Origin of the sequence: Burkholderia arboris, assembly GCF_902499125.1 — a bacterium.
Lineage (GTDB): Bacteria > Pseudomonadota > Gammaproteobacteria > Burkholderiales > Burkholderiaceae > Burkholderia > Burkholderia arboris.
Map to the genome: position 1 here is coordinate 128,506 of NZ_CABVPX010000010.1, position 18,754 is coordinate 147,259.

General features: G+C 67.1%; 17 protein-coding genes. 3 read left to right on the top strand and 14 right to left on the bottom strand.

All coding sequences use genetic code 11. The features are described from left to right. Positions 1–87 precede the first annotated feature (87 nt). The 4 genes from BLA15945_RS14680 to BLA15945_RS14695 all read right to left on the bottom strand — a co-directional run bounded on the left by BLA15945_RS14680 (position 88) and on the right by BLA15945_RS14695 (position 4,556). Positions 88–924, bottom strand: coding sequence for an ABC transporter permease (locus BLA15945_RS14680; protein ID WP_059237266.1), 837 nt, complete (start codon positions 922–924; stop codon positions 88–90). A gap of 46 nt (positions 925–970) precedes the next feature. Further along, on the bottom strand, positions 971–2,227 hold the full coding sequence (locus BLA15945_RS14685) for an ABC transporter permease (RefSeq protein ID WP_174992791.1): 1,257 nt from the start codon (positions 2,225–2,227) through the stop codon (positions 971–973). A 111-nt stretch (positions 2,228–2,338) separates the two neighbouring features. Then, positions 2,339–3,385, bottom strand: a complete 1,047-nt coding sequence (locus BLA15945_RS14690; RefSeq protein WP_059237268.1) for an ABC transporter substrate-binding protein — start codon at positions 3,383–3,385, stop codon at positions 2,339–2,341. A gap of 76 nt (positions 3,386–3,461) precedes the next feature. Continuing rightward, complete coding sequence (locus tag BLA15945_RS14695; RefSeq protein WP_059237269.1) at positions 3,462–4,556, bottom strand: ABC transporter ATP-binding protein; 1,095 nt, start codon at positions 4,554–4,556, stop codon at positions 3,462–3,464. 108 nt (positions 4,557–4,664) lie between these two features. Between BLA15945_RS14695 and pdxR the strand changes: the two genes are divergently transcribed. After that, a complete protein-coding gene (pdxR, locus tag BLA15945_RS14700; protein WP_174992739.1) occupies positions 4,665–6,188 on the top strand; it encodes a MocR-like pyridoxine biosynthesis transcription factor PdxR in 1,524 nt (507 codons plus the stop codon). 27 nt (positions 6,189–6,215) lie between these two features. Here the strand turns inward: pdxR and BLA15945_RS14705 are convergent, their stop codons facing one another. The 5 genes from BLA15945_RS14705 to BLA15945_RS14725 form a co-directional block, all read right to left on the bottom strand. Beyond that, positions 6,216–7,250 carry a lipase secretion chaperone gene (locus BLA15945_RS14705; protein ID WP_059237271.1) on the bottom strand — a complete coding sequence of 345 codons (1,035 nt, stop codon included), beginning with the start codon at positions 7,248–7,250 and terminating at the stop codon, positions 6,216–6,218. A gap of 3 nt (positions 7,251–7,253) precedes the next feature. Further along, entirely contained in the window at positions 7,254–8,348 is a 1,095-nt protein-coding gene (locus tag BLA15945_RS14710) for a triacylglycerol lipase (RefSeq protein ID WP_174992740.1), read from the bottom strand. Positions 8,349–8,576: 228 nt separating this feature from the next. Next, positions 8,577–10,709, bottom strand: a complete 2,133-nt coding sequence (locus BLA15945_RS14715) for a TonB-dependent copper receptor (RefSeq protein ID WP_174992741.1) — start codon at positions 10,707–10,709, stop codon at positions 8,577–8,579. Positions 10,710–10,792: 83 nt separating this feature from the next. Continuing rightward, positions 10,793–11,161 carry a DUF2946 domain-containing protein gene (locus tag BLA15945_RS14720; protein ID WP_174992742.1) on the bottom strand — a complete coding sequence of 123 codons (369 nt, stop codon included), beginning with the start codon at positions 11,159–11,161 and terminating at the stop codon, positions 10,793–10,795. 154 nt (positions 11,162–11,315) lie between these two features. Next, positions 11,316–11,852, bottom strand: a complete 537-nt coding sequence (locus BLA15945_RS14725; RefSeq protein ID WP_174992743.1) for a cytochrome b — start codon at positions 11,850–11,852, stop codon at positions 11,316–11,318. 228 nt (positions 11,853–12,080) lie between these two features. Here BLA15945_RS14725 and BLA15945_RS14730 point away from each other — a divergent pair, with 228 nt between their 5' ends. Continuing rightward, complete coding sequence (locus BLA15945_RS14730) at positions 12,081–12,719, top strand: Pr6Pr family membrane protein (protein WP_059240766.1); 639 nt, start codon at positions 12,081–12,083, stop codon at positions 12,717–12,719. A 48-nt stretch (positions 12,720–12,767) separates the two neighbouring features. Here BLA15945_RS14730 and BLA15945_RS14735 read toward each other — a convergent pair whose 3' ends face one another. Then, positions 12,768–13,499 carry a peptidoglycan DD-metalloendopeptidase family protein gene (locus tag BLA15945_RS14735; RefSeq protein WP_059237276.1) on the bottom strand — a complete coding sequence of 244 codons (732 nt, stop codon included), beginning with the start codon at positions 13,497–13,499 and terminating at the stop codon, positions 12,768–12,770. Positions 13,500–13,924: 425 nt separating this feature from the next. Here BLA15945_RS14735 and BLA15945_RS14740 point away from each other — a divergent pair, with 425 nt between their 5' ends. Continuing rightward, positions 13,925–14,245, top strand: coding sequence for a hypothetical protein (locus tag BLA15945_RS14740; protein WP_059237277.1), 321 nt, complete (start codon positions 13,925–13,927; stop codon positions 14,243–14,245). Between the two features lie 111 nt (positions 14,246–14,356). On the opposite strand, the gene BLA15945_RS14745 is transcribed toward BLA15945_RS14740, so the two are convergent. From BLA15945_RS14745 to BLA15945_RS14760, 4 genes are all read right to left on the bottom strand, one after another. Then, on the bottom strand, positions 14,357–14,701 hold the full coding sequence (locus BLA15945_RS14745) for a DUF4148 domain-containing protein (protein WP_174992744.1): 345 nt from the start codon (positions 14,699–14,701) through the stop codon (positions 14,357–14,359). 200 nt (positions 14,702–14,901) lie between these two features. Continuing rightward, positions 14,902–16,314 carry an NADP-dependent phosphogluconate dehydrogenase gene (gene gndA / locus BLA15945_RS14750; RefSeq protein WP_059237279.1) on the bottom strand — a complete coding sequence of 471 codons (1,413 nt, stop codon included), beginning with the start codon at positions 16,312–16,314 and terminating at the stop codon, positions 14,902–14,904. 97 nt (positions 16,315–16,411) lie between these two features. After that, positions 16,412–17,053 (bottom strand): DUF938 domain-containing protein, encoded by a 642-nt coding sequence (locus BLA15945_RS14755; RefSeq protein WP_174992745.1) that lies wholly within the window; start codon positions 17,051–17,053, stop codon positions 16,412–16,414. Next, positions 17,050–17,946 carry an NAD-dependent protein deacetylase gene (locus tag BLA15945_RS14760; RefSeq protein ID WP_174992746.1) on the bottom strand — a complete coding sequence of 299 codons (897 nt, stop codon included), beginning with the start codon at positions 17,944–17,946 and terminating at the stop codon, positions 17,050–17,052. Before BLA15945_RS14760 ends, BLA15945_RS14755 begins: the two co-directional genes overlap by 4 nt. Positions 17,947–18,754: the final 808 nt, after the last annotated feature.

The following is an 18,754-nucleotide window of genomic DNA, read 5'->3' on the forward strand; positions in this document are numbered from 1 at the left end:
GCCCCGTATTGTTGCAGAGCCGCATCGAACGTGCAGGCGGCCGCGTCGTCAGTCAGCGAAATGAAAGCAAATGCCGTACTCGAAGTGTCAGCTCACCGCGCGCCGTGCATTGCGCCCGCGCAGCCATTCGAGCGCCAGCAGCAGGCTCGTCGAGAAGACGATCAGGATCGTGGCGAGCGCAGCGATCGTCGGGCTGATGTTCTCGCGGATACCCGTGAACATCTGGCGCGGCAACGTCGTCTGGTCCGCGCCCGCGAGGAACAGCGTGACGACCACTTCGTCGAACGACGTCGCGAACGCGAACAGCGCGCCCGACATCACGCCCGGCGCGATCACCGGCAGCGTCACGCGGAAGAAAGTCGACACCGGGTTCGCGCCGAGCGACAGGCTCGCACGCACGAGGTTCTGGTTGAAGCCCTGCAGCGTCGCGGCGACCGTCGTCACGACGAACGGCACGCCGAGCGCCGCGTGCGCGGCAATCAGCCCCGTATAGGTGTTCGCGAGCCCGAGCGGCGCGAAGAACAGGTACATGCCGACGCCCACCACCACGACCGGCACGATCATCGGCGACAGCAGCACGGCCATCAGCAGCCCCTTGCCGCGGAAGTCGGCCTTCGTGAGGCCGATCGCGGCGAGCGTGCCGAGCACGGTCGCGACGACGGTCGCCGACGGCGCGACGATGAAGCTGTTCTTCGCGGCCATCCGCCACTCGTCCGACGCGATCAGGTTCTCGTACCAGCGCATCGAGAAGCCCGGGATCGGATAGACGAGGAACGTGCTCGACGAGAACGACAGCGGCACGATCGCGAGCACCGGCAGGATCAGGTACAGCAGCGTCAGCACGACGAGCACGCGCAATGCGACGTACCACGCGCGCTCGACGAACGACATGTGCGGCGCGAACAGCGGCCTGGCGAGTTTCATGATCGGAATCCCCTTCCCGTTTCGTTGCGTGTGCCGGTCCGGACGCTCAGCCGAGGCTCACGTTGGTGCGCGTGAAGCGCCCGTACACCGCGTACAGCACGAGCGTCGCCGCAAGCAGCAGCCCGCCGAGCGCGCACGCCATGCCCCAGTTGATCGTCACGTTCGTGAAGTACGCGACGTAGTAGCTGACCATCTGGTCATTCGGCCCGCCCAGCAGCGCGGGCGTGATGTAGTAGCCGATCGCGAGGATGAACACGAGCAGCGCGCCCGCGCCGACGCCCGGATAGGTCTGCGGCACGTACACGCGCCAGAACGCGGCGAACGGATGGCTGCCGAGCGACACGGCCGCACGCTGGTAGGTCGGCGGAATCGACTTCATCACGCTGTACAGCGGCAGGATCATGAACGGCAGCAGGATGTGCGTCATCGAGATGTACACGCCGACGCGATTGAACAGCAGCGTCAGCGGCTGCGAGATCAGCCCGCTGCCGATCAGCGCCGTGTTGATCAACCCTTCGCTCTGCAGCAGCACGATCCACGCGGCGACGCGCACGAGCACCGACGTCCAGAACGGAATCAGCACGAGGATCATCACGAGGTTCGCGCGCCGCTCCGACAGCGTCGAGATCCAGTACGCAAGCGGATAACCGAGGAGCAGCGCAAAGAGCGTGACGGCGATGCCGATCACGAACGTGCGACCGAAGATCGCGAGGTAGATCGACTGGTCGGGATCGGCCGGCACGATGTGGCCGAAGCCGTCCTGCTTGTGGTCGAGCGCGGCGAGCAGGTAGAACGGCGACACCTGGCTGCCGTTCTTCGCGATCGCTTGCCAGTACGCGACATCGCCCCAGCGCGAGTCGAGGTCGATGAATTTCGCGCGCGTCTGCGCGGGCGTCGGCGCCGCGTCGTTGTCGCCCTTCAGCGGCATCGCGCGCGCCGTCTTCGCGACGAGCGAGCGATAGCCGGGAATCTCGGTGTTCAGGCGCCGCGCGAGCGCACCCATCGCCTCGCTGTCGGCCACCTTCGTCATGTCGGCCGCGAGCGCGACATACGCGGCGTCGGCCGGCGGCGCCTTGCGGTCCCAGCCCGACAGCGCGGCGACCGTGTTCGGCAATGCGGTCGCGATCTCGGGGTTCTGCACGGCACGCGTGAGCAGCGTGCCGATCGGCACGACGAAAATCAGCAGCAGGAAAATCGCGAGCGGCGCGACCAGCAGCAGCGCCATCGTGCGCTTGCGGGCCTCGGCAGCCTTCAGCTCGCGCTTGAGCGCGGCGTTCGACGGCGAGGAAGGTGCGATCGTCAACGTATTCAACGGTTCTCTCCGGCCGGGCACGCGCCGGCGGAATGCCGCGCGACGCGTTCGACGCGTCGCGCGGCCGGTTGCATCAGGGCACCTGTCAGGATGCCTGACCGGTTACTTCGTTGCCCATGCGGCGAAGCGCTGCTCGAGCTCGTCGCTGTGGTCGGTCCAGAAACCGATGTCCTCCAGCACCGCGTTCTTGCCGTTGGCCGGCGAGTTCGGCAGGTTCGCGAGCGTCTTCGCGTCGAGCGACTTGATCGCCGCGATGTTCGACGGGCCGTACGCGATGTGCTGCGCATACGCCTGCTGCGGCTTCGGCGTCAGCGAATACGCGATGTACTGCTCGGCCAGCGCCTTGTTCGGCGAGCCCTTCGGAATCGCCCAGTAGTCGAGGTCGTAGATGCTGCCGTTCCACACGACCTTGAGGTTCTTGCCTTCCTTCTGCGCGGCATCGATGCGGCCGTTGTACGCGGTCGACATCACGACGTCGCCGGCGACGAGGAACTGCGGCGGCTGTGCGCCCGCTTCCCACCACTGGATGTACGGCTTCAGCTCGTCGAGCTTCTTGAACGCGCGGTCCTGGCCCGCCTTCGTGCCGAGCACCTTGTAGACGTCCTTCGTCGCGACGCCGTCGGCCATCAGCGCGAACTCGAGGTTATAGCGTGCGCCCTTGCGCATCCCGCGCTTGCCCGGGAATTTCTTCACGTTCCAGAAATCGGCCCAGCCGGTCGGCGCCGACTTCAGCTTGTCTGCGTTGTACGACAGCGCCGTCGACCACACGAAGAAGCCCACGCCGCACACTTGCGGCGATTCCGGAATCAGGTCCGACTTCTTCGCGATCTTCGACCAGTCGAGCTTCTCGTAGAGCCCTTCGTCGCAGCCGCGGTTCAGGTCGCCCGATTCGACTTCGACCACGTCCCAGTTGACGTGCTTCGCCTCGACCATCGCCTTCACCTTCGCCTGCTCGCCGTTGTACTCGACGGCGGTGACCTTGTTGCCGGTCGCCTTCTCGAACGGCTGGTTGAACGCGACCTTCTGCGCGTCGCCGTTCGCGCCGCCGAAGTTGACGACCGTGAGTTCCGCAGCCGATGCCGATGCACCGAACGCGATCAGCGCCAGTGCGAGTGCCGTGCGGCGCGCGTTAAAGCTTGCTCGTTTCATGATGGTTCCTCTCCTCTCGTGGTGGAAGTGGGCTTTGTTGTTGACGACGTGCGGCGGAAAAGCAGGGAAACCGGGGTTACGCGAACACACGCAGGTGTTCGGGTGCGAATGCGAGCGAAACGGGCGCGCCGGGCGAGAAAGCGTCGAGCGCACCGGTGCCGAGCGGCACCTTCACGAAGCATTCGTCCTGGCCTGGCAGCGCGCAGCGCATGCGCACGTGATCGCCGAAATAGATGAGGCTGCGTGCTTCGCCGCTCAGGCGGTTGGCGGCGCCGTTCGCGTGGCCGTTGACAGCGAGGCTCATGCGTTCGGGGCGGATGCACGCGACGGCCGCTGCGCCCTCGGCGGCTTCGCCAATATGGCGGCCGACGAGCTTCGTGCCGTCGTCGAGCCGGAACTCGCAGAAATCGCCGTCGACGCGCGCGATGGTGCCGCGCAGCCGGTTGCTGTCGCCGATAAAGTTCGCGACGAATTCGTTGCACGGCGATTCGTACAGGCGATCGACGGTGTCGAGCTGCTGCACGATGCCCTTGTCGAACACGGCGACGCGGTCCGACATCGTCAGCGCCTCGCCCTGGTCGTGCGTCACGTAGACGAAGGTCACGCCGAGCTTTTCGTGCAGCGCCTTCAGTTCGTACTGCATGTGTTCGCGCAACTGTTTGTCGAGCGCGCCGAGCGGCTCGTCCATCAGCACCAGCTTCGGCTCGAACACGAGTGCGCGCGCCAGGGCAATGCGCTGCTGCTGGCCGCCCGACAACTGCGCCGGATAGCGTTTCGCGAAACGCTCCATCTGCACCATCTTCAGCGCATGCGCGACGCGGTCCGCGCGCTCGCCGGCCGGCAGCTTGCGCACGGTCAGCGGATACGCGACGTTCTGTTCGACCGTCAGGTGCGGGAACAGCGCGTAGTTCTGGAACACCATGCCGATGTTGCGCTTGTGCGGCGGCACGTTGTTCAGCAGCTCGCCGTCGAGGCGGATCTCGCCGCCGGTCGGGAATTCGAAGCCGGCGAGCATCATCAGGCAGGTGGTCTTGCCCGAGCCGGACGGCCCGAGCAGCGTCAGGAATTCCCCTCGGTGGATGTCGAGGTCGAGCGATTTGACGACCAGCGTTTCGCCGTCGTAGGTCTTCCGCACGCCGCGAAAGCTGACGATCACATCATCGGACTTCATCGTGGCTGTCCCCTTGCTTCGCGACAATTGATTTTGAGATGCGAGCCACTATACGGCGCGCACGGTTCTACAATAGGGAACCATTTCAATATTCCAAGTAGGACCACTTTGGATACCGTGATCGTCGCCGACTGGCTCTCCGCCCGCCTCGACCGCAGCTCGCCGGAGCCGATGTACCGGCAGTTGCTGCAACTGATGCAGCAGGCCATCCTGACCGGGGAATTGGGGCCAGGGACGAAACTGCCGAGCTCGCGCACGCTCGCGGGCGACCTGTCGATCGCGCGGAATACCGTGCTGCACGTGTACGACCAGCTGACGGCCGAAGGCTACGTGCTGACGACGACCGGCAGCGGCACCTATGTGGCCGACACGCGGCCGGACGCCGCGGCGATCCACGTGCCGGGCACGGCGGCGGCGCCGTCAGCCGCCGGCGATCTGCCGCTGCCGGACGCGCAAGGCAGCCTGTCGGCGCGCGGCCGGCAACTGATCGAACATGCGGGGGTGTCGCGACGCCAGTGGGGCGCGTTCATGCCGGGCGTGCCGGACGTGTCGGAATTCCCGAGCCGCACGTGGAGCCGCCTGCAGGCGCGGCTGTGGAAGGAAGCAAACCCCGAGTTGCTGACCTATGCGCCGGGCGGCGGCTACCGGCCATTGCGGCGTGCGCTCGCCGATTACCTGCGCGTCGCGCGTTCGGTCAAATGCTCGCCGGACCAGGTGATCATCACGACGGGCATTCATCAGTCAATTGATCTCGCGGTGCGGCTGCTGTCAGACATCGGCGATCGCGCGTGGGTCGAGGAGCCGTGCTACTGGGGCGTGCGCAGCGTCCTGCAGGCGGCCGGCCTCACGCTCGCGCCGGTACCGGTCGACCAGGAAGGGCTCGACCCGCGTACCAACGACATGCAGCATCCGCCGCGGCTCGTGCTCGTCACGCCGTCGCACCAGTACCCGCTCGGGATGGTGATGAGCCTCGCGCGGCGCCGGATGCTGCTCGAATATGCGCGCCAGCACCGCTGCTGGATCATCGAAGACGATTACGACAGCGAGTTCCGCTACGGCAGCCGCCCGCTCGCGTCGCTGCAGGGGCTCGACGACGGCGGCCGCGTGATCTACGTCGGCAGTCTCGGCAAGATGCTGTTCCCGGGGCTCCGGATGGGCTACATGGTCGTGCCCGAGCATCTGGTCGATACGTTCCGCACCGGGTTGTCGGAGCTGTACCGCGAAGGCCAGCTGATGCAGCAGGCGGTGCTCGCCGAGTTCATCATGGACGGCCACCTGACTTCGCACGTCCGGCGGATGCGCACGCTGTACGGCGAGCGCCGGCAGCTGATGATCGACGCGATCCGCGCACGCTTCGGCGATGCGCTGCCCGTGATGGGCGACGAGGCCGGCCTGCATCTCGTGCTCGGCCTGCCCGATGCGTGCGACGATCGCGCGGTCACGCAGAGCGCATTCGACGCGGGCGTGATCGTGCGCCCGCTCACCAGCTACTACAGCAACCTCGACACCGCGCGGCAGGGCCTGCTGCTCGGCTATGCGTGCGTCGCGCACGAAGGCATCGGCCCCGCGTTCGACACGCTCGGCGATACCATCGAGCAGCATCTGCCGCGCGACATCACGCGCGCGGCATAAGGCCGGCCCCGCGCGGCAACGCCCGCGTCATTGCGCGCCACCTGCTCCGCGATCGAGCGAAGCCGCGCGCACGGCTTCGCCGGGCTTCGTGAACACACGCTGCCGCAGCGCGGCGATCTGCGCATCGCGATCCTGCGGCGACAGGCCGGCCGATTCGATCTGCGCACGCTGCGCCGCGTAGTCCGCATAACGGCTCTGCCACGATGCATCGTCCTGCTGCAATTGCGCGACGCGCGCGGCGGCCTCGGGGCCGAGTGTCTGCGTCAGTTGCGCGCGCATCGCATCGGGTGTCGCGCCGCTCTTCTGCAATTGCGCGATCTGGTCGATCGCGGCGCGCTGCCGCTCAACCCGCGCCTGCGCAGCGCGTTCGTCGGCCGGCATCTGCTGCTCCAGCGCCGCGAGCCGCTCGGCCTTCTGCGCATCGGTCAATGAGCGATCCTGAGCGATCTTCAGGCGTGCGAGATCGTAACGCTGCCGCCACTGCTCCGCACCGAAGAACGGCTGGCTCCAGTCGCCGAGCGTGCGATACGCGATCGACGCGCGCTGATCGAGCGCAAGCTGCAATGCACCGAGGTCGGACTTGTCGACCGCGCCGGCATCGCGCAATTTCGCGAGCGCGTCGAGATACGCGCGATACCGGTGCCACACGTCGAGCGCCTCGACCTGCGCGACCGTGCCGTCGAGCTGCGCGGCGATCTCGCGCACAACAAATGCATCGAGCGCGGCCGCGCTCAGGTCGCTCTGCGCGGTCAGGCAATAGTCGAAGAAATCGCGCACCGCGCGCGACTTCGCGAGATGGCCACCTGCGTCGAGCGGCAACCGCGGCGCGCTGGAACCGGCCAGCGACGGCGGCAGGCCCGCACTCGCCGGCACGGCGGCCTGCGGCGGTGCCGCCGTCGCGCCACCGACCGTTGCCGCATCCGGCGAATCGCCCGCCGCACCCGAGCCGCGATGCCACGCCGCTCCGCTCCACATCGCGACGCCGGCGACCGCCGCCAGCCCCACGACACCATAGATTGCTGCGCGCCGCGCCAGCGGCGCGCGCCCTTCACGTGCCGTCATCGATTACACGCCCGCGAGCTGCAGCCGGTTCGCATGCGTGCGGATCACCGCGACCGGATCTTCCGCATACGCGCCGCGCACGCCGAGCAGTTGGTTGATCTCGTCGATATGGTTCCACTTGTAGCTCGTGCTCAGCACCTTGCCGTACAGCGCGCTGCACTTCGACACGAGCCCGTCGTTCTGGCCCGAGCCACGGTTGATCATCACCGTGCCGGTGCCGAACAGCGCGAGCGTCGACGGGTCGAGCGCGTTTGCGGGATCGACGAGCGGAATGGTGCTCGTGTCCTGCGCCCCCGTCACGCCGAACAGCGAAAGCGTCGGCTGGATCGCCGTGCCGGCCCACGAATACAGCAGATGCGTGTTGCCGCCGACCGTTTCCGTCGGCGCGCCGGTCTGGCAACTGCCCGGTGCGCCAAGGCCCGCGCTCGGATAGTTCTGGTTGTAGGTCGCCGCCTGCGAAGTCGTCAGCGTCTTCAGCGATGCGAGCGCATCCTGATTCGTGTTGTGACTGCTGCTCGTCAGGATACCGAACACATTGACGAACGCCGCGATCACTGTCGACGACAGCCCGGTCGGATCGTACGCGAGCACGCTCTGCACGAAATCCGCGAACTCGGAGCCGCGATGCGGCGTGCCGATCGTCGTCACCGACGCGACGAGATCGGGCGCGACGGCCGCGACATAGCGCGACGTCAGCCCGCCCTGGCTGTGACCGACGAGATTGACCTTGGCCGCCCCCGTCGCGGCGAGTACCGTCTTCACGTAGGCGAGCAGCTGTTCGCCGCGCCCGTTCGGGCCGTCGTCGCTCTGGAAGCCCGACAGGTTCGCGACGTAGACGGTCGCGCCATGCTGCTGCAGATCCTCCTGGATACCGTACCAGTACTCGAGCACGCCGGCGTACTTGTCGGTGCCCGTGAGCCCGTGCACGAGGATGATCGGATAGCGCGTCGCCGCGTAGTTGTCGGCGGGCGCGGTCGCCGCCATCGCCGCGTGTGTCGTTGCGAGCGTCATCAGCGCGGTCGTCCCCGCGAACGGCGCGACGCTCATCGCGCATGCTACTGCCCCTGCCACCACCCTGGAACGCATCGATCTGGCCATGCATGTTCTCCTGATTATTGTGCTGCCGGTGAGAATGAAACCGGATCGACACGCACAATGCATCGCAACCGTCGCAAGCACCGTGTGCGTCGAATGCGGGAGTGAAGCACGAGTCGCGAACGTTTGCGCCCTGACTAGATACGGTTCTCTAATCGGTTGACGCGCCCCGCCCGTTCGGGCGGGGCCGCGTTCGCGCGTACGCATGCTGCAATGCACACGCGCTGCGGGCTACAGCTTCGCGCTCACGCGTACCCAGGCGGTCCGGCCCGGCTCCATCACCGGCGCATTCGCCGGATAGCCGAAACCTGCGTTGCCGGCGAGGTTCAGATGCTCGGTGTAGGCCTTGTTCAGCACGTTGTCGACGCCGACCGAGATCTGCACGGTCTTGCTCACGTTGTACTGCGTATGCAGCGACAGCACGCCGAAACCGGCGCTCGGGCCGAAGTCCTTGCCGACCACGTTGCCCTCATTCAGTGCATAGCGATGCTGCGGCGCAACGATTCGCCACAGGCCGCCGGCCGACCATGCGCCGCGCGTGTATTCGAGCCCGATGCGCGCCTCGAGCGGCGGCATCTGCGGCAGCGGATCGCCGCTCGCCACGTTGCGCCCCCACGCGTACGCGAGCGATGTCTCGACGCGCAGCGGCGCAACCGGCCGCCACGACACGCCGGCTTCGCCCCCCATGATCTGCGCGTTGACGTTGGTCGCCTGCGTGGTCGGCCCCATCATGCCGGCCGCGTAGTTGAACAGGATGAAGTCCTGAACATAGCCCGCGTACGCCGACACCCAGGCATCGAACCGGTCGCTCTTGTACTGCGCGCCGATGTCGAGCTGCGTGGTCTTCTCCGGCTGCACCGCCGAGAACGCATTGACCGAACCGGCCGGCCCGCGCGTCGCGGAGAACAGCTCCCAGTAGTCGGGATAGCGCTCCGCGTGGCCGATGCCCGCGTACCACGTGACGGGCAGCGACGCGAGATCGCGCTCGTAGCGCACGAAGCCGCTCGGCAACACGCGCGAACGATCGTCGTCGAAGGTCGGGTTCGGCTTGCTCATCATCATCCCGCTCGTCATCGCGCGCTTATCGCGGGCGCTCGCATAGTCGATGCGCGCGCCGCCGATCACGCGCGACACTTCGCTCGCGTACCACGTCAGCTCGCCGAACACGCCGGCATTCCACATCGTCGCCTGCGCATCCCACGGCTGGTCGCGATAGTTCTGCTGCCCCATCGACGAGCGCGAATCGAGCCGGTTCGATTGCGCGTCGACACCCGTGACAAACTTGAAGTCGTCGCCGAAGCGGAAGGTCGCGGCCGCACGCGCGCCGACCGTGCGGCGGCGCACATCGGCGGCCATTCGCATCGGCATGCTGCTGGTCGGGTCGGGTTGCCGCAACGTGTAGTTGTCCATCACGTGATCGGCTTCGTTGTAGTACACGCGTGCCTCGATCCGGTCGAGCACGTCGCCGAGATGCCGCTTGTCGAACGACAGCCCGAACGTCTCGCGGCGGAAATGCGCGCCGTCCATCCCGCGCCCCGCGTAACGCGCATAGCCGTCGCCGGTGCCGGCGGTCAACTCGACGCGCGTGTGGTCGTCAGGCGTCCAGCCGAGCGCCGCGTCAGCGTTCCACTTGTCCCACTGCGACGGCACCGTGTTGCCGTTGCCGTCCTTGTAGTCCTGCGAATGCGCGTGGTTCGCGGTCACGCGGCCATAGACGTCCGGCGTGCCGGCCGTCAGGTCGATGTTCTGGTCATTGCGGCCGAACGACCCGCCGACCAGGCTGCCGTCGAAACGCATGCCGGGGCGCTCGAAACGCGGCGTCACGCGCTCGAACAGCACGGTGCCGGCCGATGCGCCGGGACCGTACAACACGGACTGCGGCCCCTTCACGACGGTGACCTTGTCATAGCTTTCCGGCGCGATGTACGACGTCGGCGCATCCATCCGGTTCGGACACGCGCCGAGCGTCGGCATCCCGTTCGCCAGGATGTTCAGCCGCGAACCGAACATCCCGCGCAGCACGGGGTCGCCGTTCGTGCCGCCGCTACGGATCGACGTGAAGCCGGGGATCGTCTTCAGGTAATCCGCGCCGTCGCTGGCAGGCAGCGGCTGGCGCGGCGCCTTCGGATCCGTGACGACGACGAGCGGCGTCGACAACGGCGATGCGACGACTTCGACGGGCGGCAGCAGCGTGGCCGACTCGTTCACGGGCGTGGCGTCCACGCGCGCCGTTTCGGCCGCCGCGGCACTCGCTGCCAGCGCGCCGGCAGCCAGCGCAGGAACGGTAAGTTTCAACATGCGCGGCACGCGCCGCGCACAGGCATTGCGTGACGCCCGCGGCGCACGCAACTGGAAATTGGTCATGATCGAAAGCCCGAGTAACGCCCTCCACGCGGCCGCGACGGGCCGCACGGATATCGGCGGTGGTATGAACGGATAACAGCGCGTCAGGCGCGCTCGGGCGGTGCGCGTGGATACGCGCGCGGATAGCGGTCGGCGCGCGCCGCGACGACAGGCGGCGCGGCGGCGGCAACGGATACGACGGGAATGGAGCCGAACGACGCGGCGGCGGGCGCGCCGATCGCGGGGCTATGGGCGAAGAAGCCGCAGTAGCCGCACGCGTCGAGATGCAGCGCGTGATCGTGCATGCTGCCCGCATCGACCGACCGATGTGCACCATGCTCTGTACTGCAGACGGTTGCGTCGGGTGTGGCCGCCTGCGCGATGCGCCACTGCGACACCAGCGGCGCCGCGATCGCGATCCAGATCGCGAGCACGCCAAGCCAGGCAGTCAGGTGACGATGTCGGTGCAGCATGCGCGGCGACGAGTAAGCGGAATGTAAAAACAGCCGAGATGTTACAGAATGTTCAGCGCAATGACCAGCACGGCAGACCGTAAACGGACCGGGGGCGCATGGTTGTCAGCACAACCATGCGCCCCCGCCTGCCGGGCGTTTCCGGATCCCGCGATTACGGCGCCATGCGACGCAGCACGTCGTCGCGCCGGATGAAATGGTGATACAGCGCGGCCAGCGCATGCAGGCCGATCACGAAGTAGAACGCGTTGCCGATCAGCTCGTGCGCTTCCTTGATCGTCGGCCGCAGCGCCTTGTCGGGGCCGAACAGCGTGAACGACACGCCGAGCCAGTCGAGCGACACCGGCTTGCCGCCCATGTTGATCATCATGATGCCGAGCAGCGGCTGCGCGATGATGAACACATAGAGCGCGACATGCGCGAGCTTCGACAGCCAGCGCAGCAGCGCCGCCTGCGGAATGGCTTCGGGCACGCGGCTGACGACCCGCCACAACACGCGCAGCACCGACAGCACGAGCACGAACGTGCCTGCGGTGAGGTGCACGTTCATCCAGAACACCCGGCTGTCGCTGCCTTTCGGCCCGCGGATCTCGATGGCCAGGTAGGCCAGCGCCACCAGCAGGAAAATGGCCCAGTGGAAGAAGATCGTGGGCGAGCTGTAGCGCGTCTGTTTCGCGAGAATGTTTCTCATGCTTCGTCTCGTGTTGTATGCGGGGAGGCGCGCAGATGGCAACCAGGCCCTGCGCCTGGCAAAGCTTTCACGATTGTAGCCGCACGGGCGTCCGGTTTTACGCGGCACGGTCAAATATCCGACGAATCGTTGACACGCACCGTGGACATCCCGCATATGGAAAGTCCGCATCGCGCGCGCAAACGGCTGTGGCACGATGAAGTTTTGGTGCGACGGCGCGCGGGCATCATGAGCAAAGCGTTCTTCGTTGCGGCCTACCGGCTGACCGCCGCGTTGCTCGCGGTATCCACCACGCTGCACAGCGTCGCCGACTACTGGCACCTGCCGGACTTCCGTCTCGGCAACTATCTCAGCTACTTCACGCAACTGAGCAGCCTCTACGCGGCCGCGATGCTGGCTGCGGGGCTCTGGCGCATCGCGCGCCCCGGCTCGGCCCGCTACGAATCGATGCGCGGCGCCGCCGTGCTGTACGTGCTGATCACCGCGATCGTCTACGAACTCCTGCTGGCGCGGCTCGATGCGCTGCGCCATGTCACGCCGGCGTTCAACAACTGGGTGCTGCACCGGATCGTGCCGCTCGTGATGCTGTGCGACTGGCTCTACGTCGAGCCGCGCAGGCCGATCGCGCGAAGCAGCGCGTTCGTGTGGCTCGGTTTTCCGGTCGTCTATCTCGGCTATACGCTCGTGCGCGGCGCGCTGGAGAACTGGTATCCCTACCCGTTCGTCGATCCGCGCCCACACGGCTACCTGCCGGTCGCGATCCAGTGTTCGCTGATCGCGCTCGGCGCGGCGGCGCTCGCATTGGGCATCCGCTGGCTCGGCAATCACGCGAGACAGTCCGGTACCGCGACACTCAAGGAGGGATGAAAACGAGAACGTGTGCGCCGCCCGGCGCACACGGGATACTGCAGGCCGTCAGCCGCCGTTGCGCGGCAGGAAATTCATCGGGTCGACGACCTTGCCGTTCTGGCGGACTTCGAACTCGAACGTCGAACGACCGTTCGCGTCGGTGCCCATTTCGGCGACCGGCTGGCCCTGGCGCACCGCATCGCCTTCGTTGACGAGCAGCTTGCCGTTGTGCCCGTAGGCCGTGATGAGCCCGTTGTCGTGCTTCAGGATCACGAGCGGACCGTAAGCCTTGACGCCGGACCCGGCGTAGACCACCCGCCCGTTTGCAGCGGCCCGCACCGAATGGTCGGGCCCGGAGGCGGCGATCACGACGCCGCGCGTCTTGCCGGCCGAGAACGGTGTCGCGACAACACCCGTGGCCGGCCATGCGAGCGAGCCCGGCTGGGCCGCCGCCAGCGGCTGCCCGGGCGAGGTCGCAGCCTGCGGCGGCGCGACGCGCAGCACCTGGCCGGGCGACACGGCGTCGGTAGGCGCCATGTGGTTCCAGCTGGCGACGTCCTGCACGCGCTGCCCGTAAGCGTTCGCGACGCCTGCCAGCGTATCGCCCGGGTTCACGCGGTAATAGCCGGCAATCACGCCCGGCGTCGCAACCGACGTGGGGGTCGACTGGCGTGCCGGCTGCCAGCTGTCGGTCCACGGCGTCATCGTGCAGCCCGTCAGCGCGATGGCCGCGGCAACGAGCGCTGCCTGCGGCAGCCAGCGCGTCAGCGCATCGTGGATGGGAATAGTTTCTCTCAAGGGTCCTCCCGGATTTGCGTCGTTGCGCCGCCCACCGCCCCCCGGCGCGCGACGCACGATGTCCGGCCGAACGGCCGGATCAACCAGTATCCGACCGCTCTCGCGGCCGTCAGTTTCCACAGCGGAACGTCAGCGCGAATGAGCTCACCGGCCCCTTTTTCGCGTCGTCCCGATCGGCAAAGATACCATTTGTCGCGGTCAAGGCCGCGACAGTTGCCCGATCCGGCAACAATCTTGCGGCGTCGCACCGGGGTGCGGGCAAGCTGCGCAGCCCGCCGCGCGGGCCGCCCGGCGGGCTTCCGCCGGCTTTTTCGCCGGCCCGGCCGCCGTCGCGCGCCGTATCGGCCCCGTCATATTCTCCGCTCCGATCGCCGCCTATACTCGGTGATGCAGCGTACAAGCCAACGACAACGAGGAGCATGACAATGAATAATGCGACGTTTCTCTCCGTGCAGCTCGACGCCGACGATTTCGCCGGTTCCAGCAGCCTGGTCGAATTGCTCAACCGGCACTTGCTGTTCGCGACCGACGTCGCCGAAGCTGCGGACGCGCTCGTCCAGCTGGCGAGCGTCACGCACCTGACCGGCGCCACGCGGCACAGCGTCGAGCTGCCGGTCCTCGCGATCGAACGGCTGCGCGATGCGCTCGACACGCTGAGCGGGTACGACGAAACGTGGCTGCAGGTGCTGGAACCGGCCGAAGCGCTGTTCCGCGATATCGGGCGCGGCAAACGCTCGCTGCACTGAGCGCCGGCGCGTTGCGCGCCACCCATGAAAACAGCCCGTCGTTCCGCTATGCGGAACGACGGGCTGTTTGTACTACGGGGGTCGGATCCGGCCGCCAGAGCGGCCGCATCATTAACGACCCTTGTAGACCGGTGCGCCGTCAGCGATACGCTTGACTTGCCAGCCGGTCTTTGCAGCAGCCGGGGCGCCCGATTCTTGCGCACCGGCCGGTTGCGCGCCGTAGCCGGTCGTGTCGGCGGCGGCGACGTTTTGTTGCGGGTTCAGGCGCGCTTCAGCAGCCTGGATGCCTTCCGGGTAGTTCGTGCGGTCGCTGCCCAGCTTGTAGCCGGCTTGCTGGACGGCGACGAGATCGGCCTTCACCTGTGCGCGGGTGACGGGCGCATTCTGTTGAGCGAACGAGACGGCGGGAACGGCGAGGACAGCAGCTGCAGCGAACGTAGCGATCAGCGATTTCATGATTACCTCCGGGATTTTTTTGCTCCGCCGCACACACCATGTCTGCAGCGATGGAACAGAGTTTAGTCCCGGCAGCACCTAGGGAAAACCATGAAAGAACGAAAACACTGTTTCCCCGGAGCCAACAATGTCGGCATCCGGGATAGAGAAACCCTATTCATAGAATAGATTTTCGCAACAATGCTGTCCCCACGAGCCGGTTACGACCAGTTCGCGTGGAAGCTGCCCGGCTTGTCGGTGCGCTCGAACGTGTGCGCGCCGAAGAAGTCGCGCTGCGCCTGCACCAGGTTCGCCGGCAGGCGTTCGGAACGGTAGCTGTCGAAGTACGCGACTGCCGACGCAAACGCCGGTACCGGCACGCCGGCCTTCACCGCGGCGACCACGACATCCCGCAGCGCCGTCTGGTAGTTCGCGGCGATGTCCTTGAAGTACGGGTCGAGCAGCAGGTTCGCGAGCGCCGGATCCTTGGCATAGGCGTCCGTGATCTTCTGCAGGAAGCGCGCGCGGATGATGCAGCCCGCGCGGAAGATCTTCGCGATCGTCCCGAGATCGAGGTTCCAGCCGTACTCTTCCGACGCCGTGCGCAGTTGCGCGAAGCCCTGCGCGTACGAGATCACCTTGCTCAGGTACAGCGCGCGGCGCACCGCTTCGACGAACGCGGCGCGATCGCCGTCGAACGGCGCAGCGGCCGGGCCCGACAGGATCTTGCTGGCCGCGACGCGCTCGGTCTTCAGCGACGACAGCACGCGCGCGAACACCGACTCGGTGATGAGCGGCAGCGGCACGCCGAGATCCAGCGCGTTCTGGCTCGTCCACTTGCCGGTGCCCTTCTGCGCGGCGCGATCGAGGATCACGTCGACGAGATGCTTGCCGGTCTCTTCATCCTTCTTGCCGAAGATCTTCGACGTGATCTCGATCAGGTAGCTGTCGAGCTCGCCCTGGTTCCATTCGGTGTACACCGCGCCGAGTTCGTCGTTGGTCAGGCCCGCGACGTCCTTCAGCACCGAGTAGCTTTCGGCGATCAACTGCATGTCGCCGTATTCGATGCCGTTGTGGACCATCTTCACGTAGTGGCCCGCACCGTCCGGGCCCATGTATGCGACGCACGGCTCGCCGTCCGACGGCGCCTTCGCGGCGATCTGCTTGAGGATCGGCTCGACGAGGTCGTACGCGTCGCGCTGGCCGCCGGGCATGATCGACGGGCCGCGCAGCGCGCCCTCTTCGCCGCCCGACACGCCGGTGCCGATGAAATGCAGGCCCGATTGCGCGAGCTCCTGGTTGCGGCGGATCGTGTCGGTGAAGTGCGTATTGCCGCCGTCGATCAGTACGTCGCCCTTCTCGAGCAGCGGCTTGAGCGATGCGATCGTCGCATCGGTCGCTTCACCGGCCTTCACCATCATCAGGATCCGGCGCGGCGTTTCGAGCGACGCGACGAACGCCTCGAGCGTGTAGGTCGGCACCAGGTTGCGGCCGGGGAATTCGGCGATCAGTTCGTCGGTTTTCTCGCGGCTGCGGTTGTACACCGACACCGCGTAACCGCGGCTCTCGATATTGAGTGCGAGATTGCGGCCCATCACCGCGAGCCCGATCACACCGATTGCTTGTTTGCCCATTAGTCAATTCTCCGGAAAAAACGGGGCGCGACCCGAGCCGGGCCGCGCGCACAGGCGAAAGGATAGTGGAAACCCGGCGGCGATGCGCGCTTGCGTGTCATTGCTCCGCGTGCGGCAGCCGCCGGAACACGACGCTCAGGTTGTTCGCCGGCATCTCGACGACCTCGATGCAGTCGAGCCCGCGATCGAGGCCGAGCGCGACGACGGTCTCGAGATCGCGCACGCCCCACGACGGGTCGCGGCTGCGCAATTGCAGGTCGAAGGCTTCGTTCGACGGCGCCGTATGCCGGCCGTCGCGACGGTACGGGCCGTACAGGAACAGCACGCCGCCCGGTCGCAGCAGGCGCGATGCGCCCGCGAACAGCGCTTCCGTGCAGGCCCACGGCGAGATGTGAATCATGTTGATGCAGACGATCGCGTCGAGCGCCGCGACCGGCCACGATGCGTCGCGCACGTCGAATGCCAGCGGTCCGGCGACGTTCGCGAGGCCCGCATGCGCGATCCACGCGGCGATCGAGTGCCGCGCCTGTTCGTCGGGGTCGCTCGGCTGCCAGCGCAAATCCGGCAATGCGTGTGCGAAATGGACGACATGCTGGCCGGTGCCGCTCGCGATTTCGAGTACGTTGCCGCTCGCCGGCAGCACGCGGCGCAACACGTCGAGGATCGGCTCGCGGTTGCGTTCGGCCGCGGGCGCCAGCAACCGCGCGGCGGGATCGGGCGAAGGTTTTGCGCCAGTCACGATGCCTGCTCCAGTGTGTTGCCGCGCAGACCCAGCCGCGCCGTGAGCGCGTCGAGCGCGGGTGCGCACGGCGCCTCGACCTTCAGCGTCAGTATCGGATCGGCGCGCGTATGGCCGAGATTGAGCGCGGCGACCGGCTTCTGCTGCGCCTGCGCCCATACGCAGAAGCGGTAGCCGGAATACACCATCAGCGACGAACCGACGACGAGCAACGCATCGGCCGCATCGAGCGCCTGCGACGCCAGCGCGACGCGCTCGCGCGGCACGTTCTCGCCGAAAAACACGACCGCCGGCTTCAACAGTCCGCCGCACTCGGGGCACGCCGGAATGCGAAACGAATCGAGCGCAGCCCATTCGAGGTGCGCGTCGCCGTCCGCGGCCGGCTCGGCCTGCGCGCCCAGCAGTTCGGGATTGTCGGCTTCGAGCACGGCCTGGATCGTCGCCCGCGCGTGATGCGCGCCGCATCCAAGGCAGGTCACGCCGTTGATTCCGCCGTGCAGCTCGATCACGTCGCCGCTGCCCGCGCGCTGATGCAGGCCGTCGACGTTCTGCGTGACGAGGCGCTCGATCCGGCCCGCGCCACCGAGCCGCGCCAGCGCGACATGCGACCCGTTCGGCCGCGCGCGGCCGACGACGGGCCAGCCGATCATGCTGCGCGCCCAGTAGCGCCGCCGCGCGGCATCGGAGCCGAGGAATTCGTGGAGCTGGATCGGCGGCGAGCGCATCCATTGGCCGTTGCGGTCGCGATAGCCGGGAATGCCGGAATCGGTGCTGATGCCCGCGCCGGTCAGCACGAGCAGGCGCGGATGACGCTCGACGAACGTGTGCAGCGCATCGAGCGCGGCCGGATCGACGCCAGCGGTTGAGGGGTCGTGCAGGACTTTATCGTTCATGTTGGCAACGCGTGATCGGGTGCGCCGGCAGGCCGTGCGCCCGCACGGGCGGCCAGGCACGCCAGCACATGATACAGAACGCCGCGCGATCGGGCGGGCGCCCCCGCGGCAAACCGGCGCACAAAAAAAGACGCCCATCGCCACTCGGCGACGGGCGCTTCAACAATTGATCCATCGGGGTAGTGGATCAACTGACAGCACAACGTTGCGGCGCCCGCCATGCCGAGCATGAAGGACGCATTCCCCGGACTACGCGTGTTCCGTGATGCCGCGCGCATCGCTGCGTTACCGGCTTGCCGATCCGCCCCGGCGCCTCGAACGCGTCACGCCGATGCCATACACGGCGCGCGAACGCATTCGCCGCGCGACGACTTGCGTTGCGCCATGGCATGACGATCCGGGATCCAGGCCGGGGCCATCCGCCCGCGTTCGCGGTTCATCCCCGACGGCCGACCGGGACCGGTCGGCCTCGTGCGTCACGCATGCACGTCGTCGTTCAGAACGAACCCGATTGCTCGGATGGAACGGAAAGCCGCCCGCTCACGTCGCCGCAATCAACGGCGAAGCGAACACCCTGGCAGGTCGGCGATTCATGTTTGCAACACGACATGTTGCATTTCGGTCTTTTTTCATTCTCTTGTCCCCGTCTTCGATACGTCCGACCCACTGAAGCGATTGCCGGGCCGACTGCGCCCGCGATCGCGCTCACGGCCCCTACAGATATGCAAGGAGCGCACCATGCTTCACGCCGCAAGGCCGCGCGGGCGGATACGCGGCTGCCGGCGCGAATCGCGCACCAGCAGAAAGC